At 40.1% G+C, this 17584-nt stretch carries 14 protein-coding genes; 11 read left to right on the top strand and 3 right to left on the bottom strand.

What is annotated here, in order from left to right; genetic code table 11:
- The first annotated feature begins 67 nt into the window (after window positions 1-67).
- On the top strand, window positions 68-745 hold the full coding sequence (locus tag HED61_RS15525) for a Firmicu-CTERM sorting domain-containing protein (RefSeq protein ID WP_229073454.1): 678 nt from the start codon (window positions 68-70) through the stop codon (window positions 743-745).
- 152 nt (window positions 746-897) lie between these two features.
- Here the strand turns inward: HED61_RS15525 and HED61_RS15520 are convergent, their stop codons facing one another.
- A complete protein-coding gene (locus tag HED61_RS15520; protein WP_103300147.1) occupies window positions 898-1893 on the bottom strand; it encodes a LacI family DNA-binding transcriptional regulator in 996 nt (331 codons plus the stop codon).
- A gap of 179 nt (window positions 1894-2072) precedes the next feature.
- Here HED61_RS15520 and HED61_RS15515 point away from each other — a divergent pair, with 179 nt between their 5' ends.
- Genes HED61_RS15515 through HED61_RS15485 form a run of 7 tightly spaced genes read left to right on the top strand, consistent with a single transcriptional unit; the run spans window position 2073 to window position 10292 of the window.
- A complete protein-coding gene (locus tag HED61_RS15515) occupies window positions 2073-3392 on the top strand; it encodes an ABC transporter substrate-binding protein (RefSeq protein ID WP_103300148.1) in 1320 nt (439 codons plus the stop codon).
- Window positions 3392-4267, top strand: a complete 876-nt coding sequence (locus tag HED61_RS15510) for a carbohydrate ABC transporter permease (RefSeq protein WP_003125478.1) — start codon at window positions 3392-3394, stop codon at window positions 4265-4267. The genes HED61_RS15515 and HED61_RS15510 overlap by 1 nt, the downstream gene beginning before the upstream one ends.
- Window positions 4268-4325: 58 nt before the next feature.
- Complete coding sequence (locus HED61_RS15505) at window positions 4326-5090, top strand: carbohydrate ABC transporter permease (RefSeq protein WP_234981399.1); 765 nt, start codon at window positions 4326-4328, stop codon at window positions 5088-5090.
- 12 nt (window positions 5091-5102) lie between these two features.
- Window positions 5103-6611, top strand: coding sequence for an alpha-amylase family glycosyl hydrolase (locus tag HED61_RS15500; RefSeq protein WP_219645106.1), 1509 nt, complete (start codon window positions 5103-5105; stop codon window positions 6609-6611).
- Window positions 6608-7513, top strand: coding sequence for a DUF1861 family protein (locus HED61_RS15495; protein WP_219645107.1), 906 nt, complete (start codon window positions 6608-6610; stop codon window positions 7511-7513). The genes HED61_RS15500 and HED61_RS15495 overlap by 4 nt, the downstream gene beginning before the upstream one ends.
- A gap of 11 nt (window positions 7514-7524) precedes the next feature.
- Window positions 7525-8592: a BtaManbiosPhlase gene (locus HED61_RS15490; protein ID WP_219645108.1), complete on the top strand. Its 1068-nt coding sequence runs from the start codon at window positions 7525-7527 to the stop codon at window positions 8590-8592.
- Window positions 8589-10292, top strand: coding sequence for a phospho-sugar mutase (locus HED61_RS15485; protein ID WP_219645109.1), 1704 nt, complete (start codon window positions 8589-8591; stop codon window positions 10290-10292). The genes HED61_RS15490 and HED61_RS15485 overlap by 4 nt, the downstream gene beginning before the upstream one ends.
- A gap of 90 nt (window positions 10293-10382) precedes the next feature.
- On the opposite strand, the gene HED61_RS15480 is transcribed toward HED61_RS15485, so the two are convergent.
- Window positions 10383-12008, bottom strand: a complete 1626-nt coding sequence (locus HED61_RS15480) for an ATP-binding cassette domain-containing protein (RefSeq protein ID WP_138371206.1) — start codon at window positions 12006-12008, stop codon at window positions 10383-10385.
- The gene (locus HED61_RS15475; protein ID WP_219645110.1) at window positions 12005-14305 is read right to left on the bottom strand and encodes a class III lanthionine synthetase LanKC N-terminal domain-containing protein; all 2301 of its coding nucleotides are present in this window, start codon (window positions 14303-14305) and stop codon (window positions 12005-12007) included. The genes HED61_RS15480 and HED61_RS15475 overlap by 4 nt, the downstream gene beginning before the upstream one ends.
- A 386-nt stretch (window positions 14306-14691) precedes the next feature.
- Between HED61_RS15475 and HED61_RS15470 the strand changes: the two genes are divergently transcribed.
- From HED61_RS15470 to HED61_RS15460, 3 genes are all read left to right on the top strand, one after another.
- On the top strand, window positions 14692-15555 hold the full coding sequence (locus HED61_RS15470; RefSeq protein WP_034703999.1) for a helix-turn-helix domain-containing protein: 864 nt from the start codon (window positions 14692-14694) through the stop codon (window positions 15553-15555).
- A 542-nt stretch (window positions 15556-16097) separates the two neighbouring features.
- On the top strand, window positions 16098-16463 hold the full coding sequence (locus HED61_RS15465; protein WP_219645111.1) for a RidA family protein: 366 nt from the start codon (window positions 16098-16100) through the stop codon (window positions 16461-16463).
- 285 nt (window positions 16464-16748) lie between these two features.
- The gene (locus HED61_RS15460) at window positions 16749-17510 is read left to right on the top strand and encodes a formate/nitrite transporter family protein (protein ID WP_005470423.1); all 762 of its coding nucleotides are present in this window, start codon (window positions 16749-16751) and stop codon (window positions 17508-17510) included.
- Window positions 17511-17584: the final 74 nt, after the last annotated feature.

Here is a 17584-nt window from a genome sequence, read left to right as displayed (position 1 = left end):
AAGGAACAATGTTCATTTCTTTAGGCGGCGTTTCGCGAGCTTAAAGAAAGTTAGAAGGAGCAAAAAAATGAGAAAATATTATCCATTGATTTTAAGTATCTTAGCTGTAGTAAGTGTCTTTATACCAATCAATGCCCATGCGGACAATAAATACGGGATCGTCATTGACGGTGCTTTCAGTGACTGGTCAGGTTTACCGATGACGGAATTGTCTTTTTCGTATGAAAATGGACAGAACATCAAACATGCCAGTCTGGTCACCGATGAAGCAAATCTATATTTTTATTTGAACATGGCACCAGAAGGACACAATTACCATAACTTACAGCCTAGTGGACACAAGCTGACGATCGGAAACAAAGTATTCTGGATGACATTCAACAATACGTTTCCAAGTGAAGACTTATCCGTTATTGGACAAACCAAAGACGTGCAAGTCAATTTTTGGGCAGAGGATAATTCCGTTAATGTAACGATCCCCGGGAAACTTACGCGTGTAAAAACGGATTTCAGTGACACTTCCTACTCAGATGAAGTAGAAGTTGCGATTCCTTTTGAACAGCTGAAAGTAGAAGCAACCAGCAGTCAAACGATCACTTATAGCAACGCCAATCTAGGGGAACAAACCATCACAGTCACAGGAGGAAGCACCGGTCCGTGGATCCTGGCCGGAATTGCCGTCGTGATTGCAGGTTATTCTTTTTGGAAAATTAGAGGGAAATCTCTTAAAGCAATCAAGAATTAATTCGCCTTCTTTTCTGGTTTGCTGCTTGATCCAATGACTCTCGTTTCTCTTGGAGATTCGCCTGCTTCGCTTAGGGGGAAGTAACCAGTACAATAGATTCAACAAAAACAAAGCGCTAAATTCTACCTTGTGGGAGAATTTAGCGCTTTGTTTTAATTTGCTTTAATAAGTCGAACAGATTCTCGGATGTTCAGCTGCGGAACGATTTGCTGATGGACGATTGGCTCTTGGGGATGGGCGATTCGATGGACCAATGTTCGAATCGCCAACTGGCCCATAAACTGTAGATCGGTAGCGATATTTGTCAATTGAGGAATCGCCATGCGTGTAAATTCAGTTTCATCAAAACAAATCACACTGATATCTTTGGGGATCGTGTAACCAGAAGATTGAAGATAACTGTTTAACATGAAAGCTAGCCCAGAATTCACGCAAAACCATGCATCTGGCATTTGTTTTATATTCTTTAAGCTGTTAAATAAAGCACCTTGAGATTCTTCAATTTCTGTGATTTCAATCGTAGGATCATTTGTTAGATTGTGTTCTCGTAAAGCCCGTTGATACCCGCGATAACGCTCAAGATAGCTGGGAGAAAATGCTGTATCACCAATAAAGCCAATTCGCTTCATTCCATTTTCAATCAGAAGTGAGATGGCTTGGAACGTTCCGTCGGTGTTTTTTGTCAAGATGGCATCTGCTGTGAGTGAAGGATCATGGTGATCGATCAATGTGACAGGAAGCCCAGTATCAATTACTTTCTTGATGTAGGCATTTTTACTATGAGACAGGATCAGGATACCGTCATACTTTTTTAAGTTTGGCGGAAGCTTTAGGCTAAGTAAGTCTTCCTCTGTAATGGTATAAGTATCAAGTTTGATCGCTGTTTTTTGAGCTTCTACTTCTGCACTTTTAACGATCTCGCCAAAAAAACTCGTTTGAGAAAAAGCAAATTCGGTTGCCATCAATAAGAATGACATCGTGGTATCTTCATTCATCGTTTGATAACGATAGCCTAATTCATCTGCTTTGTTTTTAACGAGTAATTTGGTTTGTTGACTGACACCAGGCTTATTTCTCAACGCCTGTGAGACAGAATTTTTTGAGATGCCCAATGCATCGGCAATATCTTGCATAGAGGCTTTTTTCATATTTTCACCTTATTTCTCCTAGTCTTATATTGATTATACCATAATGTTACAAAATTAATAGCCTGAAATAATTACAAAAGTAATGTTGTAATTATAATTACGTAATGTTGACAATTAAAATGACGGGTGGTATGATGACGGTGTAAAAAGAAATCGCTTACTATTTAGGAGGAACGATCATGAAAATGAAAAAAATGCTTTTTGGTATTGCTGCGGTAGTGGCAGGGACAGTTTTATTCACTGGTTGTAGCAATCAATCAAAAGAGAGCGGTTCTGGGGCAACTGATGGGAAGACAAAGATTACTTTTTGGGCTGCACCCAATCCAACACAATTGAAGTATTGGCAAGAAATGGCCGCAGACTTTGAGAAACAAAATGAAGACATTACAGTTGAAGTTTCTCAAATGAAGGAAAGTCCATCTTCTGAAGCAACAATCCAAAGTGCGATTGCTTCTAACACCGCACCAACATTATCTGAAAACATCAATCGTAGTTTTGCTGCCCAGTTGGCTGCTAGTCAGGCTATTTTACCATTAGAAAAACAAGATTCTTTCGATACGATCGTCAAAGCTCGTAATATGAGTCAAACCATCGATAGTTGGAAATTCTCTGATGGTAGTCAATACGTGCTACCTGTTTATTCCAATCCGATTTTGTTTGGCTGGCGATTAGATAGTTTGAAAGAATTAGGCTTTGAAGAAGTGCCAAGAACCTATTCAGATTTATTGAAAGTCGTCGACAAAATCAAAGGAACGGACAAAGCACTTTGGGCGAAAAAAGACTTAGCAGATCCAACGGCTTGGATGCGTTGGTTTGATTTCTTCCCACTCTACAATGCGGCCAGTGAAGGTGCGAGCTTTGTCGAAAACAATCAATTCACAGCTAATGAAGCAGCCATGACAGATGTATTTGGTTTGATGCATACATTAGCGGATGCAAAAGTACTGCGCACCGGTGAAGCAACGGATCCCTTTGAAAACGGCGATAGTATTATGACCGATTTGGGTCCTTGGACGTTCCCTAACTGGGAAGAAAAATACCCAGAGCTGAAGTTTGGTGAAAACTACACGGTTACTACGCCTGTGGTACCTGATGCTTTAGCGGATGCAGAACAAGTATCCACCTATGCAGATGCTAAAGGAATCGTGATGTACGCCCAAGCAACAGAAGAAGAACAAGCGGCAGCGATGAAATTCTTGGAATTTGTTTATTCAGATGAAAACAACGACATGAAATTACTAGAAATGACTTCGCTTATTCCAGCGCGTGATGATGCAACAGAAAACGATGCTTTCAAAGCCTACTTTGAAGAAAATCCAGCGATGAAAGTCTACGCAGAGAATGTACCGTATGCGGTTCCAGCAATGGACAACGAGAAATACAATGACATTCAGCAAGTATTTGGCGAACAAGCATGGGTGCCAGTTGTTCGGGGTGAAAAAGATGCGAAAACAGCTGTGAGCGATGCGAAGACGGCTGTCGAAGGGGCGCTTCAATAATGAGTAAGAACACAAAATTGGGCTGGTCATTTACCAGCCCCTATCTGATTTTTACATTGATTTTCTTTCTACTTCCTTTATTTTGGTCATTTTGGCTAGCATTAACGAGTTGGAATATGATTTCACCGACCGTTGAATTTGTTGGATTTCAGAATTTTATTGATGCGATAAAAAGTCCAGCGATCCAATCTGCATTCGTTGTTACATACAAATTTCTGATTATCTTTGTACCAATGGCGCTGGTTCTTTCGATGGTGATTGCGCTATTAGTCAATAGCCTGCCAAAGCTGAAGGGGTTATACATGGTGGCTTTCTTCTTGCCTTATCTATCAAGCGGGGTTGTCACTTCTTTGATCGTCAAAGGATTGCTTTCCTACAACGGTCCCTTTAATACCTTCTTGCGAACCAGACTAGGCTGGGATATTGATTGGCTAGGTAATCCCCATGCAGCCATCATCATCGTTTCTCTGATGATCGCTTGGAAGATGTCTGGCTACTATGCGCTGATCCTAATTTCGGGCTTAGGGAATATCAACAAAGAAGTGTATGAAGCAGCGGCAATCGATGGTGCGAGTCCTTGGACAAGGTTTTGGAAAATCACCTTTCCCATGTTGTACCCAGCATTCTTTACGGTTACAGTTCTGGCGGTGGGGATCAGCTTTGGTATCTTCACAGAGGTCTACCAGTTGACAGGAGGCGGACCAAACTTTGCGACCAATACATGGCAAATGGAAATCTACAATCAAGCCTTTGTTAATTTGAAATCCGGCTACGCGTCTGCAGTTGCACTAATGGCTTCTGTCGTTACTTTTGCATCTATCGGCGTTATTCGGAAGTTACTAGAAAAGTGGGGTGAAAAAAATGGTTGGCAATAAACGAACGAAGGGAAAGAACAGTGTCCTATATCTAGTAACCACCCTGGTGATGCTCCTCATGACGTTTCCTTTTGTCTATCTTGTTTTGCACTCGTTTGCTGCTTGGGATCAAGTCGATCGAAAAATTATCCCGACCACTTTTAGCTTACGTTCTTGGACGTGGCTGTTTGCCGGTTCGGCCACTTCAGCAGATGTTCCTTGGATCGGTGCATTCGTGAATACAACGATCGTGGCTACGATCGCAACGTTTTTAATGATGGTCTTTGCATTGATGGTAGGGTATGCGCTTGCCAAAATCGAATTTAAAGGGAAGAAATTCGTGAATCATTTTATTCTCTTTCAAATGTTTTTCCCAGCGATCATTTTGCTGATCCCCCAATTTCTAATGGTGACCAAAGTGGGATTACTGGATTCTTATGCTGGAATGATCATTCCGACTGCAATTAGTTTATGGGCGATTTTTATGTATACCAACTTTTTCAAAGCCATTCCCGATGCGTTGATCGAGGCTGCAAAGTTGGATGGGGCAACGGAAATGCAAGTGTTATTCAAAGTGGTATTGCCAATGTCTAAGTCGATCACAACGGTGATTTTTCTTTTCCTATTCACGGATCGTTGGACGAACCTGCTTTGGGATATGATCGTTTCAAAGAGTGATGCGACTGTTACGCTGAATGTCTTGATTTCGCAAATGTTTGGGCCCTATGGGACATATCCAGGACCAATGTATGCAGCCTCTGTGTTGCTCACGTTACCATTGATCCTTTTGTTTTTGATTTTTTCAAAACGATTCCAAGATGGGATGCAATTTACACTGAAGTAAGGAGTCCAACGAATGTGGTGGGAAAATGCTGTGTTTTATGAAATTTATATTGCCTCCTTTGCAGATAGTGATGGGGATGGAATCGGCGATATCAATGGGATTCGCAAAAAATTGCCTTATTTAAAAGAATTCGGTATAGATGCCCTCTGGCTAACACCATTTTATCCGTCTCCTAGAGTCGATAATGGGTATGATGTCTCCGATTATTGTGCGGTTGATCCTCAGTATGGTACTTTAGCCGCTTTTGATCTCCTTGTGGAAGAAGCGCATCAGCTAGAAATGAGAATTATCATTGATGTCGTAGTTAATCATACTTCTACCAAACATCCTTGGTTCATCGAATCAGCCAGTGGCAAAGAACATCCAAAGCGAGACTGGTATATTTGGCGGGATCAACCAAACAACTGGGAAAGTTTTTTTGGTGGATCTGCTTGGAAGTATGATGCGGCTACGGACCAATATTATTACCATAGCTTTGCCGAAGAGCAAGCAGACTTGAACTGGCAGAATCAAGAAGTGAAACAAGCCGTTTTTGATGTCTTGCAATTTTGGCTAGGCAGAGGTGTCGATGGGTTCCGTTTTGATGTCATCAACAATTTGACGGTCAGTGATCAATTTATTGATAATCCAGTGAGAAAAGATGGGAAACAAGATCATTGCAATGATGTGAACCAGCCGGGGATCAAACATGTGTTAAAGGAATTAAATCAGTGGATCAAAACAGTCGATCCGTCAATTTTTACAGTGGCTGAAATTAGCTCGGATCAACTAGCACGGATCAACAGTTATACAGAAGATGGATTGTTCGATACTGCATTTCATTTTAATTTGGGCAGCATGGAAGAATTGGATCTTGAGAAACTAACTAGAGATTTTAAAGAAATGAGTCAACAAAAGAAAATTCCTACGCTGTTCTTTAACAGCCACGACATGAGCCGTTCATGGCAGCGACTGGCAAAAGAAAACCGCGACATCTATCGCTTATTGACCGTGTTTCTGTTGATCAATCGTGGCATTCCCTTTTTATTTCAGGGAGAAGAACAAGGTGTCGGTGACTATTTGCCTCAGCAGCTAGCTGATATCAGGGATATTCAAGCAAAAAATAAATACCAAGAAGAACTGATTTTAAGAGGAAAGTCACACGCTTTAATAATGGCCAACCAAGTGAATCGTGACCGCTCGAGGGGCATGCTTCCGTGGCTATCAAATCAGCAAAGCGGTTGGATCGGATTGGCAGCGGTGAACCAGGAGGCGAAGGAGATTTTGGCAGATTATCAAGATCTGATTCGGTTGCGAAAAACAGAAGGACCTTTTACAGCCATCCGCAACATTGAGTTAACAGGAGATTGCTTGAGTTATCAAACGGAAAGCCTACAAATTATTTTAAATTTTGGACAGCCGATCAAGCACTCGTTAGAAGGAAATCGAAAGACCATTTTTGGAAATGGCATGTTAAGTGAAGATGGTCACTGGGTTCATCTGCCGGCAAAGGCATGTTGGATTGGAAAGGAGCAGCTATGATTTATATCAAGCAATTATTGCAGGAGTATCGAAATGAGAAAGCCAAAGTAGTCAAAGAAGCCGCAATTTTGCGATTCAGCGGTGTGGGTGATCAAGATGTTTATAATATCACTGCCCCTTTTGAATTGTCGGGGAAAGAAGTGATTGCAGGTCGCATTGAATCAAGAGACAGTGAAGTTTCCACTGTCAGTTTATTTGAAGAGGTTGAAACAAACAGGTGGACACTAATCGCTGATAGTATCGAACTTTCTTTACAGGATCCTTTTTATACCCGAATTGACGGAAAAGTCATCCTTGGGGGGGTTGAAGTTGTTTTTCTAGAAGATGGCACAGCGAATTGGCGTACGGTTTTTTATCACTTGGCGACTCTTTCCGAAGCAAAGAAAATCTTTGAGGGGCCGTGGGGGATGAAAGACTTGCGCTTGAAACAATTATCTTCTGGAGAAATCCTAGTGCTGACACGACCGCAAGGAACTAAAGGTGGCCGAGGCAAGATAGGTGCAACGATCGTTCACGCGCTTAGTGATTTGACCATTGAAATAATTACAGAAGCCCCGTTACTGTCTGACCAGTTCTGTGAAAGCGAATGGGGTGGCGGCAATGAGATCCATGAGATTGATGGCGACATTTGGGTCTTAGGCCATATCGCGAATTTCGATGATCAAGGAAATCGTCATTATTATGCGATGGTTTTCTGTCTGGAACGAAATCAATTTGCTATGACACAGGCAAAAATTATTGCAGAAAGAAACGATTTCCAACAAGGACCAATGAAACGCTCAGATTTAGAAGATGTCGTCTTTAGCGGCGGACTTCACATTTACGAAGATCATATCGTGCTATATGCTGGTATCAGTGATGCAGGCGCGCAGAAAATCAAACTAGAAAATCCATTTAGATAGAGGTTAAGCAGATGAAAATAGAACGTTTTAATAAAAATCCATTGATCACTCCCGCAGATGTGAAACCATTACATGAAGGGTATGAAGTGATTGGCGCCTTTAATGGTGGAGTAGCAAAATACAACGATGAAGTCTTACTTTTATTACGTGTGGCAGAGCGCCCAATCTCTGACGACCCTAACGTTATCAAAGCGCCTGTATTTGATCCAAGAACACAAACGATGGAAGTATTAACATTCCACCGAGATGATCCGGATTATGATTTTGACGATCCGAGAATGATCCGCAAAAAAGATAAGTTGGATAGTTTTGTCTATCTGACATCTCTTTCTTATATTCGAATTGCCCGCAGTAAAGATGGGCATCATTTTACGATTGATGAGGAGGCATTCTTGTATCCTTTCAATGAATATCAATCATATGGCATCGAAGACGCGCGATGCACACAGATTGGCGATACTTACTATATCAACTTTAGTTCTGTCTCACCAATGGGTGTTTGTGATTCATTAGTAGCTACCAAGGATTTTCAATCCTATCAAGATTTAGGGAATATCTTTGCACCAGAGAACAAAGATGTGCTGATTTTTCCAGAACAAATCAACGGGCGTTATTACGCCTTACACCGTCCTTCTCTGAAAAGTATTGGCAACTATGACATTTGGATTGCTTCTTCGCCAGATTTAGTTAGCTGGGGACAGCACCGGCATTTACTAGGGATTCGTGAAGATTGTTGGGATAGTGGGCGTGTAGGTGGAGGGCTAGTTCCTATTAAAACCGACGAAGGCTGGCTGATTATTTATCATGGTGCGACTCCCGAACATCGCTATTGTATGGGCGCAGCATTAGTAGACTTGCAAGACCCAACAAGAGTCATTGCTAGAAGCCAAAAACCAATCATGGAACCAGAAGCTGATTATGAAAAGAATGGGTTCTTCGGCGATGTCGTCTTTGGCTGTGGTGGTATTCTAGTTGCTGATCAATTGACGATGTATTATGGTGTAGCAGATACTTCAATGGCTGGCTGCACCTTGTCGATTGCAGAGATTCTCAAACAATTAAAAGAGGGAGCAAAATGAATTGGCAACGAAAATATCAAGAATGGTTAGATTTTCCATCTTTGGAAGCAAACTTGAAAGATCAGCTGCTCGCTCTGTCTGATCCTGCTGTGATAGAAGAACACTTTTATGACTATTTGGCTTTTGGGACAGGGGGGATGCGGGGAGAGCTAGGCGTTGGCATCAACCGAATCAATGACTACACCATTAAGCGGGCAGCGCTTGGATTAGCTCGCTATGTTCAAAAAGCGCATGCTGAACAACAGGGGGTAGTGATTTCTTTTGATAATCGACATGGTTCAAAACAATTTGCGGAATGGACCGCTCGCGTATTAGCCAGTCAGGGGATTAGGGTCTATTTATCTGATCAATTACGTCCGACCCCGCAATTGTCTTTTCTAGTTCGGTATTATAAAGCCTTTGCAGGTGTCATGATCACTGCGAGTCATAATCCTAAGCAATACAATGGATTTAAAGTGTATGCTTCGGACGGCGGTCAAATTACACTAGGAACTGCCGAAGAATTGATGGGAATATTAGCAAGTATTCAAAATGAATTAATGATCGAAGCGGATTTATTGTCAACTTATGTCGAGCAACAGTTGATTGATATTTTTGGGGAAGAAGTAGATGCGTTGTATTTAGATCAATTGATTCAGGTGGCCCAAAATCCTGAAAGGATCCGCCATTTTGGATCACAGCTTTCAATGGTTTATACCCCACTTCACGGTACTGGAAATGTATTGATACAAAAGGCCTTTCAACGCTTGGGATTTACGAATCTTCGGACAGTGAAAGAGCAAGAACTGCCTGATCCTGATTTTACAACTGTCTCTTCTCCTAATCCAGAAGACCAACAGGCGTTTACTCTAGCATTGAAAGAGGCTCAAACACAGCCAACACAGCTAATTCTAGCCACAGATCCAGACGCGGACCGCTTGGGTGCTGTTGTACGTAAGGACGGACAGCCAGTCTTTTTAAATGGCAATCAAATAGGGGTGTTATTGCTTGATTATTTGGTTCGAGTAAAACAAGCAGTAAATTCATTTATCGCAAAAACGATTGTAACATCTGATTTAGGGGCGAAAATTGCCGAAGCTTATGGCATTGAAGTTAGAAACACGTTAACAGGATTTAAATTTATTGGGGAACAAATCCAATTATCAGAAGAAACAAAAGATAAAACGTTTCTTTTCGGCTATGAAGAAAGTTTTGGGTACCTGGTAGCCCCATTTGTCAGGGATAAGGATGCGATTCAAGCAGCTGTATTATTGGCTGAGACCGCACTGGACTGTTTCCTTTCCGGAATTGATTTAGTTGATCGCTTGAATGAAATCTATGACCGTTATGGTTATTACGAAGAACAATTAGAAACAAAAGTTTTTCCCGGTAAAGATGGACTGTCGCAGATGAGTCAGCAGTTAGATCGTTTAAGATCACTGTCATTTTCTCATTTGGGGGATTTTGTCTTAATGGCCAAAGAAGATTTCCTGACTTCTGAACGGTGGATGGCCGGTCAATCAATCGAAAAAATTACATTACCATCATCCAATGTTCTAAAATATATATTTACCGATGGTTCGTGGGTCTGTCTGAGACCTTCAGGTACAGAACCAAAGTTTAAAATTTATTATTCTGTCAATGCGTCAAATCAACCATCCGCTACACAGAAGATGCAGCAGTTGCGAACAGCTTTTCATCAGCTGTTAAAATCTGAATAAAAGACTTCCAAAAAAGTGTCCTCCAAAAATTGGGAGGCACTTTTTTTCAGAAGATTTATATTTAATGATGAGAAATTTTTGCTCCACGGTTCATGAACCACTAGCGTTCGCCATTGCAATCAGTTGATTTTCCGATGCTAAAGGGGCGCTGATAGAAATAATTTGATCAAATTTATGAATGTTTTCTTCCAGTGGATGATGACTGACCATCACAACCGTCAACTCGTTGTCTTCCAAAAGGAGATTCTCAATGAGCAACGTATTCTTTTTATCTAATGAAGAGGTTCCTTCATCAAAGAGGATGACTGATTTTTTTTGAATAAAGGCTCTGGCTAAACCAATGCGCTGTTTTTGTCCACCGGAAAGATTGGTACCGTTATTTTCAACTACTTTGTCAATATCATCTACAAAATCTGCCGCGGCTTTATTCAATGCTTCGGCTATTTCTGTGCTTGCGTAGTTGTTCCAAAGAGCGACATTTTCTTTATAAGAAGTGTTGAACAAATAATTGTCTTGGTCGATATATTGAATAAAAGAGTGGCTATCCACATCTATCAACTGATGACCATCCACCTTTATTTCGCCTGAATAGCCTTCCAAATCACCAATCAAGATTTTTAATAAAGTACTTTTTCCGCTGCCACTATCACCCGTGAGGAGATATTTTCCCCCTTTTTTTATGTCTAAATTGAAATTTTCTAGGATCGGGAGATTTGCGTCATAGCCGAAAGATAAATTTTCGATTCGTATACAATCAGTGAATTCGTTGTAGGTTTTTTTCGTGGCGCGAACGATTGGCTTATCAACAAAAAATGTTTCTATGACGGGCTCTATGGATCTTAGTTCCATGGCCGATTGACCTACCAACGATACAGAGTTAAAGATGTTTGCTGCTAAATTGCCACTGGAACTAATAGCTCCAATCGTCGTTTGTCCGATAATTGCCAGAAAGCCTGTCACAATATCTACGACTACTTGACTCAATAAACTAGAAAAAGCAATGAGGTTCATAATCTTGTGATTTGTTTTTGCAATGGCAACCTTATTCTCAGAAAGGTCTTGAGAGTATTCGGTAATCTTTTTTGGAATTTCTGCCAGCCTATTATTGTAACGGAAAACGTTGTAACCTTTTAAGATATTGGCAATCCTTTTTGTATAAGAGGAATTACTAGTAGATAACTTTTGTCCAAGCGCCACAAGAACTGTCCCGAATTTATTAGGGATATAAAGGATCAATCCCGTTAAACCAAGGACCAAAACGACCAGCCAAAGGTTAAAAAGGGCCAATGCAACAATTGAGAACAAAATCAACCATCCGTTAGAAAAAAGACGATATAAACTCATCACGCCCTGCGTTTCGATTTGTGTGATATCATTTGTCAGCTTCGACACATAGCCATCAGCCGTGATTTTATTGAAGTCTGCTAATGGGACTGTCTTGATAGAGTCAGCTTCACGTTTTCGCAATGAAAGACTGATTTTTTGTAGTTCTTTCTCCTGATAAACTGAAAATAAATAGTTTGAGCAGACATAAATCAGCCAAAGAATGAGAATCACTAGGTCCCAAAAAAGAAATTGGCTGATATTTCTGGCAAAGATAGCATTAGTGGCAAAAGCCAGTAGATAACTTGGCAGAACGCGTAAAAAGGATAAGAGGCCTGACAGCAACAGCATTTTAAGAATATTGCTTTTATAATGTTTATAGAGTGTTTTCACTGATGATCCTCCAATCTCTGTCGGATACAATCCACTAAGAATAAGACGCCGATTTCCCCTGTGAGAAATCTCGCTTCTATTCTTGAATTGGTGCAGTCCGGGTATCGATTCTTTCCTTTGAAATTGACCTTGTAGGATAGTAGATTCGTTAATAGAGAGTTGTAATCGTTTCTTTTGAGATTATTTGTCAGAACTTTCAAATAGGCGATACCACTAATACCGTATCCAAAGCTGACATTTGAAGAAACCAGTGGCAGTTCTTTTATTTGCTCAAAGGTTTCATTTTTCATGGCTTCTGTCCCTAATCCACTTCGCAAAACATACCATTTTGCCAGTAGCATACCGGCTTTACCATTTGCCAAATAAGGTGATTTATTCGCATTTCTTTTACTGATTTGCGGGAAATGTGTCTTGCCAAATTTTTCTGTATAGTTCAGCCAATCAGTAAGACTCTGGAGTATTCTTTCCTCACGAAAAAAACGATAAGCTTCCACCAATGAGCAGACGATCATTGCTGCACCATCAAGAAGCCCTTCTCCCTCAACCCCATCAATTTCTGAAATAAAGCTGCCATCTTGATTCTGAGAACCGATTAATTTTTGTGTCCAGAGGTGAATCATTGGTTTCAATCGATTGATCGTTTGTGCTGGACTCATAACCAAAACAAGAATAATCAAGTGAGCATAATCAGCCAGACCGGTTTTATTTACATGTCCTATTTTTTCAAAAGAGAAATCTACGTTATTTGTAAAAGTTATTTTTTGATTGTCCATTAAATAACTGAGATATGCCAAAATGAATAGTTCTTTTTCGTTTGCTAAGTCTGTTAAATCAACCGAACTGCTTTTTGATTCGATCAAATGAACTGCATTCTTATCCACGTTGGAAAGAGCATCAGCTAATAGATTTTCTTTTATTTCGTTATACGCTAATGAGACGGCTTCAAGTGGGTGGGTGCACATAAGATGGAGCTGGATTTCAAGGTTCGTCGAATGAGGTCTCAATAGTAAATTGCTGATCAGTGAATAATAACGAGGGTCTAGCTGATAATGACAAGCAAAAAGATAAAAGGTTTCCAGTGCTGCTTGCTGATCCAATTGCGCCAGTTGGTTTGTTCCGATGAAAAGGTTAATAATCAGGAGCCCTAAGGAAACATAATCTCGCTTCATTCTGTCGATGGAATGATCCCCATTATCAAAACCAGGAGTCTTTACGATGTAATCGTATTGTTCAAAAGCAAAGCTTCCACCTTCAAAATCTATGATTACTGGCTGTCCGTCTCGTAACATAATATTAGTATTGGAAATGTCATGAATCGTGATTCCAAATTTATGAATCGCTACTATCATTCTCATTAACTCGATGATTATCTTTTGAGCATCCTGGCGATAGTTGCCAGTAAGATCGTCGAAATACACTTCTTCAACTACTCGATCTGAGAACTCAGAGAGGGTGGGCCCTTCAATAAATTCGACTACCGTAAAATAATGCTCCCACTCGTAAAAACTGTCATAAACCTTTGGGCAATACTGCGGAAAAAGGTTAAAGAAGGCTATTTCTTTCTTGCGCATGTCAATGCAATCACCTGATGAAGAGGATTCGATATAGGGGCGTGCTTCTTTAATAATCACCTTTCGATTGCCGACAGTATCCGTTCCTAAATATACACCGCCGGTATTGGAGTAATGAACAGCTGTTTCTACTTTGTATCTATTATTCAGCAATGCAGATGGGTTCTCTTGTTGTGAACTATCATGAAAAGGATCTTGTACAAAAGGCGGCTGAGAATAATAAGGCAACCGTTTGTCTTCGATAATAGAGCCATCGGGACAAATTAATTGCTTTCTTTCTGTCTCTGATTCATTTTCGTCCGCTCGACAACGTCCATACCTGTAGTAGAGGACTTTACAATCTTTATATCTCTTGTCTGAAAGAATGTAAGGTCCCTGAAAATCATTTAATCGGGTATATAACTTTTCGCACATCACAACAAACTTCTCCAAAGTTGAGGGATAGATTGTGATGAACTTTCCTGAATAGGCTCTAGGGGTACTTTTAGAAAGGTTGTTTGTAAACTGATCAAGATTCTTCAAAAATTTCATATCTACATCATTTTCGATGCAGCATGAGATACATTCGCTCAGTATCAAAAAATAATTAGTATAAGTAGCAGAAACATGAATTTTCCATCCTTGATTGGGAACGTTCTGGTTAATGTTTAAATAAGTAAATGCTTGATCTGTATATGTATTTTTTAGATCAGGATAGATGAAGTGGAATGTATTGATGAAATCCATTGATTCCCTCTTTTCTTGACGTATTGATTCATTTTTTTGAAAAACTGGCTTTATTCCCCTTTTGCTCGACAAGGATCAAACCTAAGCAAGAGGGACTTTGACATCTCTTTGTATCTAATTAAAAAAGAATAGAATGACCAAGGGGGGAGTATTCTATTCTTTTTTAATCGCATTTATTTTGTTGCTGGTACTTTTAGTGAGATTTGACATTTAAACGTAAAGATTGAATTTGGAGAAACGGCAGAATCTTCTTTAAATGCTTGTAAGCTTAGTACTGTATTCATCTGAACACCACCTTTCCACTTGTTACCGTTACTATATCATCGGTAAATGTTCCCCCGTATTTAAAAATGTGTAGTATACTATACGTGAAAAGGAGTGGTCAGATGAAGGCGTATGGCCCATTGATCAAAAAAATCAGAATGTCGAAACACTACACTCAAAAAGAAGTTTATTCAGGTGTAGCTTCCCGCAGCTTTTATGCGAAATTTGAAGCAGGAGAGTATGCGATCGAAGCATTTAAATTCAAGCGTATCTTAGAAAATATGAATATGAGTGAACCAGAATTTTTCTTCCTTTATGATAAGGAGAATCCTGCAACTAAACGAATCACGATTAGAGACGTCATTGCTATTTACTATGACTTCAATCTGCATTCTGTCGATAAGTTATTAGTGATCTATAGGGACAACAAAGCGTCAGAGATAAGCTCAGATCGGTTGATCAGCTCTGCAGCATATGCTTTGGCTTGGTCACTAAAACCGACCATCGATCACTGGCCTTTAGTGACTTTAAGAGAATATTTCACACGTCTTGAGAGTTTTTCAATGATGGAACTGGAATTGTTCATTACAACTTTTTTTATCTTTTTTGATGAGGAAGAACGAATTGAGCCATTACTCTCAAAAGCGATTGCTGCCGCAATCACTTGGTGGTCGCTTTACCCAGAGTTGATTGATCGACTAATCGGCGCATTGTATGTCAATATGATTCAATTCTTGATTACAAATAATGAGTTAGAGAAGGCATCACTCTTAGATGAAAAATTGACGGAATCGCTTACTGATTCTACCTTCTCTCTGACCACGCAGCTCTACTTTGCTTTTTTTAAAGCCTTTCTAGCAGAAGATCGCGCAGAAGTAACGAATATCTTAAACTTGCTCAGAAAGAACGATCGACAAACTTATACCATTCTTAGTAAGATCATTCAGTCGACAGCTTTTAGAAAAATTCTCGATATATCTTCGTAAGCAGGCTGCTTAAAGGAGGGGCTAGTGAGCAAAAAGACATTGACCGCTACCTAACTGTTTTCGTTTCTGACTCGGGGAGTAGTGGCTGCCGGTCTGTTTCCACTCGTGCTAGTTGATAGAAGGATCAACTAGCTTTTTTGTTTGCCTTGCTGAAGTAATCATTGGTGGGAGTAAAAGTCTGAGACGTAACTATGCTTTTCCAGCGCCTGGTTGGAGATTATTTTCTAAAAGGATCAAAGCGATTAGCGAAAAGAGCTATCGAACGAGCAGCAATATGAACCACGTGTGTTCGAATCGCTGTTTTGATTCACTGTTGAAGATAAGGGAACAAGACGCAACCTTTCTTTTTTAACACCAAACATGTCGCCTCATTTTCTAAGTGGTAGGCGATAATTAAAGGTGCAGAAAAAGCAGAGGAGGCATTGAGAGGTGTTGAGTATCTCGTTGGAATAAAGCAGAACAATTTTATGTATTTTAGTAAGAAACCAGAGGCTGTTTTTTCAGACAAAAATTCAAATAGATTATTTCAGGAGGCGAGTTAGATGAAGCGCTATGACATTAACCGAGATTGGGCAAATTCAGGAGTGATTGAGGCTGGGAATTTAGTCTTTGTTGGCTATTGTGTCGGAAATATCGGACAATCGGTCGAACAACAAATAATCGGTGCTTTCGATCACTTGGAAGAACGGTTGAGACTAGCGGGACTTACGTTAGCAGACGTGGTCCAAATGGACGCTCTTTTCAAAGATATCTTTGATATTCCGATAATGGAAAAAATCATCAAAGAAAAATTTAATGGACAATACCCTGTCAGAAAGTCTATTCAGACTTCTTTTGCGCACCGTGGTGAGGTAGGCATCTTGTTTCAAGTGGATGCCATCGCATTTAAAGGAACGGACTTTGAATAATAAAAGAGCTGAATTAGTCATTCAATTCTAAGATATTCAACTCAAGAAGGGGATTTGCTTCTAGAGTGCTTTCCCAGATCAAAAACAAACGGATTCCTCGGTAAACAACGGACGTTGATTTAACCGGGGATTTTTTAATAGAATCTGATGAAAATTTCGTGAATTTTTTTACAATAACAATGCAAAATCAAAAACGATGGTGTTATAATCGTTGATGGAAATGTGAAGGAAATCACTATTGTTTTTTATCAGAAAATCTATTGGAAAAGTAGGGATCAAAGAGTTATGCACACACCAGAAGAAATTATGGACATTAGTATTCATCTAGGCACCAAAAAAGTACAAAAACCGATCATTGCGAAACTGATTTTAGGATTCATCGGAGGGGCTATGATCTCTCTTGGCTATTTAGCCTATGTTAGAGTCTCTGCCTCTATTCCAGAATCACTTTCAAGTCTCACCAGTCTAGTTGGAGCAGCGGTTTTTCCAATCGGATTGATCGTCATCCTGCTTGGGGGCGGTGAATTGATCACAGGGAATATGATGGCGGTAGCGATTGCTTTTATGGATAAGAAAGTCACGTTTCTGCAACTAGTGAAAAACTGGCTGATCATTACCTTAGCTAATATGGTCGGTGCGATTTTTGTGGCGTATTTTTTTGGTCACTTTGTTGGATTGACAAGTTCAGGAGTTTATTTAGACCAAATCATTCACCTTGCTGATCACAAAATAGCTGCGTCTTGGTTACAGGCAATTGGTTCTGGTATCGGCTGTAACTGGTTTGTCGGTTTAGCATTATGGTTGTCTTATGGTGCGAAAGATGCGGCTGGGAAAGTATTGACGATATGGTTTCCAGTCATGATTTTTGTTGCCATCGGGTTTCAGCATAGTGTGGCAAATTGTTTTGTCATTCCGGCAGCGATCTTTGAAGGCCACGGCACATGGTTGGAATTCTTTGCGAATTTTATTCCTGTCTATATTGGGAATATCATCGGAGGTGCGCTATTTGTATCCGGCTTTTACTATGCCAGCTACAAACATCATTAAGAAGTTTTCGAATAACAACACAATCCTATTCGTTTGTTGATAATGAGCTTTTTATATGGAAACTTGGTTCATTG

The organism is Enterococcus gallinarum (assembly GCF_021496385.1).
In the GTDB taxonomy this organism is placed as follows: Bacteria; Bacillota; Bacilli; order Lactobacillales; family Enterococcaceae; genus Enterococcus_D; species Enterococcus_D gallinarum.
Note: the sequence above shows the minus strand (reverse complement) of the source record. Positions and strands in the feature narration are given on the sequence as shown.